The organism is Lysobacter enzymogenes (assembly GCF_017168095.1).
Lineage (GTDB): Bacteria > Pseudomonadota > Gammaproteobacteria > Xanthomonadales > Xanthomonadaceae > Lysobacter > Lysobacter enzymogenes_D.
In genome coordinates this window covers 1-4804 of sequence record NZ_LXSD01000271.1, presented here as the reverse complement: position 1 = coordinate 4804, position 4804 = coordinate 1, and the positions used below count along the sequence as shown (strand labels likewise).

6 protein-coding genes are annotated in these 4804 nt (G+C 72.3%); 3 read left to right on the top strand and 3 right to left on the bottom strand.

The genetic code is table 11. The annotated features are described in order from the left end of the window. The 3 genes from A7A76_RS07975 to A7A76_RS07965 all read left to right on the top strand — a co-directional run. The coding region (locus A7A76_RS07975) for a DUF1800 domain-containing protein (RefSeq protein WP_206410699.1) at positions 1-1203 on the top strand (1203 nt) is incomplete at its 5' end. A gap of 1 nt (position 1204) precedes the next feature. Then, positions 1205-2383, top strand: a complete 1179-nt coding sequence (locus tag A7A76_RS07970; protein ID WP_241200802.1) for a DUF1501 domain-containing protein — start codon at positions 1205-1207, stop codon at positions 2381-2383. Between the two features lie 196 nt (positions 2384-2579). Continuing rightward, positions 2580-2915 (top strand): DUF4870 domain-containing protein, encoded by a 336-nt coding sequence (locus A7A76_RS07965; RefSeq protein ID WP_206410698.1) that lies wholly within the window; start codon positions 2580-2582, stop codon positions 2913-2915. A 129-nt stretch (positions 2916-3044) separates the two neighbouring features. Here A7A76_RS07965 and ispA read toward each other — a convergent pair whose 3' ends face one another. From ispA to tilS, 3 genes are all read right to left on the bottom strand, one after another. Further along, a complete protein-coding gene (gene ispA, locus A7A76_RS07960) occupies positions 3045-4001 on the bottom strand; it encodes a (2E,6E)-farnesyl diphosphate synthase (RefSeq protein WP_206410697.1) in 957 nt (318 codons plus the stop codon). Then, positions 3994-4269 (bottom strand): exodeoxyribonuclease VII small subunit, encoded by a 276-nt coding sequence (locus tag A7A76_RS07955; protein WP_206410696.1) that lies wholly within the window; start codon positions 4267-4269, stop codon positions 3994-3996. Before A7A76_RS07955 ends, ispA begins: the two co-directional genes overlap by 8 nt. A gap of 190 nt (positions 4270-4459) precedes the next feature. Beyond that, a partial coding sequence (gene tilS / locus A7A76_RS07950; RefSeq protein WP_206410695.1) for a tRNA lysidine(34) synthetase TilS occupies positions 4460-4804 on the bottom strand: 345 nt, incomplete at its 5' end.

Below are 4804 nucleotides of genomic sequence, written 5' to 3'. Positions count from 1 at the left end.
GCCGGCGACACCGCGCCCGCCGCGCGCGCCGCCGCCGACCCGACCGACCCGGCCGACAACCTGCGCCGCGAACTGCGCCGCCAGCAGTTGGCCGAATTCGCCGCGCGCTACCGCCACGCCGCCGACACCGACGCGCCCTTCGTCGAGCGCCTGACCCAGTTCTGGTCGAACCATTTCGCCGTCTCCATCGACAAGGGCAACGCGCGCCTGTACGCCGGTTCGATGGAACGCGAAGCGATCCGCCCGCACGTGCTCGGCCGTTTTCAGGACATGCTGCTGGCGGTGGAAAGCCATCCGGCGATGCTGCGCTATCTCGACAATGCCGCCTCGATCGGCGACGACTCGCGCGCGGCGATGCGCGCGCAGAAACTCGGACGCGAAAAGCGCGGGCTCAACGAAAACCTGGCGCGCGAGATCCTGGAACTGCACACGCTCGGCGTCGACGGCGGTTATCGCCAGGACGACGTGATCGAAGTGGCGCGCGCGATCACCGGCTGGAGCACGCCCGGCCCGCGCGACGAAGACGCCGCACAGCCGTTCGTGTTCCGCGCCAACGCGCACGAGCCCGGCGCGCGCCGCGTGCTCGGCCGCCAGTACGCCGAAGGCGGGCAGGAGCAAGGCCGCGCGGTGCTGGCCGACCTCGCCCGGCATCCGGCCACCGCGCATCACCTGAGCTTCAAGCTGGCCCGCCACTTCGTCGCCGATCAGCCGCCGCCGGCGCTGGTGGAGCGCATGGCCCAGGCCTACCTGCGCGAGGACGGCGATTTGCGCGCGCTGTACCGCGCGCTGATCGACAGCGAGCAGGCGTGGTCGGCCGACGCGCGCAAGTTCAAGACGCCGAACGATTTCGTGATTTCGGCGCTGCGCGCCGGCGAACTGGCGGTGGACGATCAGGCGCGCGCGCTGGTCGGCCTGCTCGCCAGCCTCGGCCAGCCGGTGTTCACCCCGCGCTCGCCGGCCGGCTTTCCCGACACCGCGGCCGACTGGAGCAGCCCCGACGGTTTGTTCAAGCGCATCCAGGCCGCGCAGATGTTCGCAGCAAGGGTGGATTCGGGCAGCGTCACCCCATACCAGCGCGCGCTCGAGGTGCTCGGCAGCCAGGCGGTGAGCGGCGATTTCGCCCTCGGCCTGCGCCGCGCCGGCTCGGCCAGCGACGGCTACTCGCTGCTGTTCGCCAGCCCCGCGTTCCAGTGGAGGGTGTGAGATGGGACGCGACAACGACGATCCCGGCGCCGCGATGAGCGCGCTCGAGCGCCAGCGCCGCGGCCTGCTGGCCGGTTTCGGCGCCAGCGCGCTGCTGACCTTGTTCCCGCGCATCACCGCCGCGGCCGGCGGCCGCGACACCCGTTTCCTGCTGGTGCTGTTGCGCGGCGGACTCGACGGCCTGCACCTGCTGCCGCCTTACGCCGAACCGGCGTACGCGGCGCTGCGCCGCGACGGCGCGGTCGCCGATCCGATCCGCATCGACGGCCTGTTCGGCCTGCATCCGGCGATGCAGCAGTCGGCGGCGATGTACCGCGCCGGGCAGTTGCTGCCGCTGGTGGCGGTGGCGCCGCCGTACCGGCAGCGCTCGCATTTCGACGCCCAGGACTGCCTGGAGAACGGCACCGCCACGCCCAACGGCGCGCGCGACGGCTGGCTCGGCCGCTGCGTGCGGGCGATGCCGAGCGAGTCGGCGCTGGCGGTGGCGGCGGTGATGCCGCTGGCGATGCGCGGCAGCGACCGCGCCAGCAACTGGTGGCCGCCGCTGCCGCGTCCGGTCGATCCGCAGTTGCTGCAGCAGTTGCAGCCGCTGTACGCGGCCGATGCGCGCCTGAGCGAAACCTTCGAACGCTCCGCCGCCAGCGCCGGCATGCAGCGCGACGGCAAGGGCGCGTTCGCCCTGCCCGAGGCGATGCGGGTGGCGGCGCAGCGCATGGGCGCGGCCGACGGCCCGCGCATCGGCTTCGTCGAGGACAGCGGCTGGGACAGCCACCGCAACCAGGCGCCGCAACTGCAGCGCAAGCTGGCCGAACTCGACCAGGGCCTGGCCGCCGCGCGCGACGGCTTCGGCGCGCTGTGGCCGCGCACGGTGGTGGCGGTGGTCACCGAGTTCGGCCGCACCGCCGCGCTCAACGGCACCGAGGGCACCGACCACGGCACCGGCGGCATGGCCCTGCTGTGCGGCGGCGCGGTGCGCGGCGGCCGCATCGGCGGCGACTGGCCGGGGCTGGCTCCGTCGCAGCTCAACGAAGGGCGCGACCTGCGCGCCACGACCGACCTGCGCGCGGTGTTCAAGGGCGTGCTGAGCGAGCATCTGGGCCTGGCCGAAGCCGCGCTGGAGACGAAGGTGTTTCCCGACAGCCGCGCGCTGGCGCCGCTGCGGGCTTGGCGAGCCGGCTGAATCGGCCGGGCCGACACCCGGCCGTCAACGAAAGTTCCCGCGAAAACCGGTCACCATCGCATCCCGGATGCGATGGCGTATGCCTTCCGGCAAAAAAAACCTTCATACTGAATGCGTGGCCGCCCAGGCCACCCGACGCTCAGGGGTAGCGGGCGAGGGACACCATTCTTTTCTTCTCAAGGACTAGGGGTAAACGATGAACACGCAAACATCGGACGACAAGAACATCGCGCTGCTGACCCACCTCTCGGGTTTGCTCTTCAGCATCATCGTCCCGCTGATCATCTGGCTGACGAACAAGGACAAGCCGGAAAAGAGCTACTTGACCGAAGAGGGCAAGGAAGCGCTGAACTTCCAGATCACGGTGTTGATCGCGTATTTCGTCGCCGGCGTATTGTCCGTGGTCGCCATCGGCCTGTTGCTGATGCCGCTGATCTGGCTCGGCAACCTCGTGTTCTGCATCCTGGCCGCGATCAAGGTCAGCAACGGCCAGAGCTACCGTTATCCGCTGACGCTGCGCCTGATCAAGTAAGCGCGAGCGCATCGGGCCACGGGCGGGGCGATTCGGTATCGCCCCGCCCGTGGCCTTTTTCATGTCCGTTCGGTGGCGCCGGCCGAGCCGCGCCGCCGGCGCGTGCGCGCGATCGGCGCGGCTTGGCCTTCAGCGATCGCGCTCGATCGCCAGCCGCCCCAGCGCATGCAACGCCGCGGCGCGCGGGCCGAACGGCTCCAGCGCTTCGCGCATCGCCGCGCCGAGCTCGTCCAGGCGCGCGCGCGAGGCGTCCAGGCCGATCAGGGCGGGGAAGGTCGACTTGTCCTGGGCCAAATCCTTGCCGGCGGTCTTGCCGAGGGTCTGGCTGTCGCCTTCGATGTCGAGGATGTCGTCGCGCACCTGGAACGCCAGCCCGAGCGCGCGCGCGTAGCGGTCCAGCGCCGCCAGCGCGGCGCTGTCGGCGCCGCCGCACAGCGCGCCCATGCGCACGCTGGCGCGGATCAGCGCGCCGGTCTTGAGCGAATGCAGCCGCTCCAGCGCCGGCAGGCTCAGCTGCACGCCGGCGCCGGTGGCGTCGATGTCCAGCGCCTGGCCGCCGCACATGCCGGCCACGCCGGCGGCCTGGGCCAGCGTGCGCAGCAGGTCGACGCGGATCGCGTCGAGGGTGTCGGTGTCGGCGAGTACGGCGAAGGCCAGCGATTGCAGCGCGTCGCCGGCAAGGATCGCGGTGGCCTCGTCGAAGGCCACGTGCACGGTCGGCTGGCCGCGGCGCAGGGCGTCGTCGTCCATCGCCGGCAGGTCGTCGTGGACCAGCGAATAGGCGTGGATCAGCTCGACCGCCGCGGCCGGCGCGTCGAGCACCGACGGCGCGACTTCGAACAGCGCGCCGCTGGCGTAGACCAGCAGCGGGCGCATGCGCTTGCCGCCGAGCAGCACGGCGTGGCGCATGGCCTGGTGCAGGCGGCGCGGTTCGGCTTCCGAATCGGGCAGGGCGCGGACCAGGGCGGCGTCGGCGCGTTCGCGCCAGCCGGCGATCACGGCGTCCAGCGCGCGCGCATCGACGCCGGCCAGGACGGAGCCGGAGGACTCGGCGCGGGCCTGCGCGGCAGCGCGGGGTTCAGGCATCGACATCGCTGCCCGGCGGGCCGGCGTTGCCGAAGGATTCGGCGCCGGCCGGATCCTGCGGATCGGTCAGCAGGCGCACGCGCAGTTCGGCCTGCTCCAGCGCGCTCTGGCAGCGGCGATAGAGGCCGACGCCGCGCTCGTACGCGGCCAGCGACTCCTCCAGGCTCATTTCGCCGTGTTCCATCTTCTCGACCAATTGCTCGAGCGCGTCCAGCGACTGCTCGAAATCGGCGACCGGCGAGGCTTCGGTGGTGGTTTTGCGGGGCATGGGGAAAGTGTGAGCCGGGGGCCGGGCGGGGTCAATGCGCGCGGGGTGAAGGGCGTGCGGCGGGGCGTCGCGGTTGCGGTGGTTGCGGCGGTTGCGCCGGGCGGCNGCGAGTCCGGAGCTGCGCTATCGCCCTGTAGGAGCGGCGCGAGCCGCGACCGCGCCAATGCAACGACGACGCAACTTCGTCCGCCTACGCCACCCACTCCAACCGCGCCCCGCGTTCGCGCAGCCACGCGTCCATGCGCGCCGAATACAGCAGATCGCCGGCCGCCCACACCTCGCCGCCGGCATCGGTCAACAGCGGCAGGCGTTCGCGTTCCCACGGCGGCACGCCCAGCGCCTGCAGCGCGTGCTTGAGGCTGTGGCGATGCGCGCGTCCCGGCAGGGCGATGCGCTCGCCGCCGATGCGCGCTTGCGCGACCAGCGGCGCATCGAATCCCGCGGCGCCGTCGAGCAGCCAACGGCCGCCGCCGGGCAATGCCAGCGGCGCGCGGCCGTCCCAGCCGGCCCGCCAGTCGCGCGGCAGCGGCGGGCG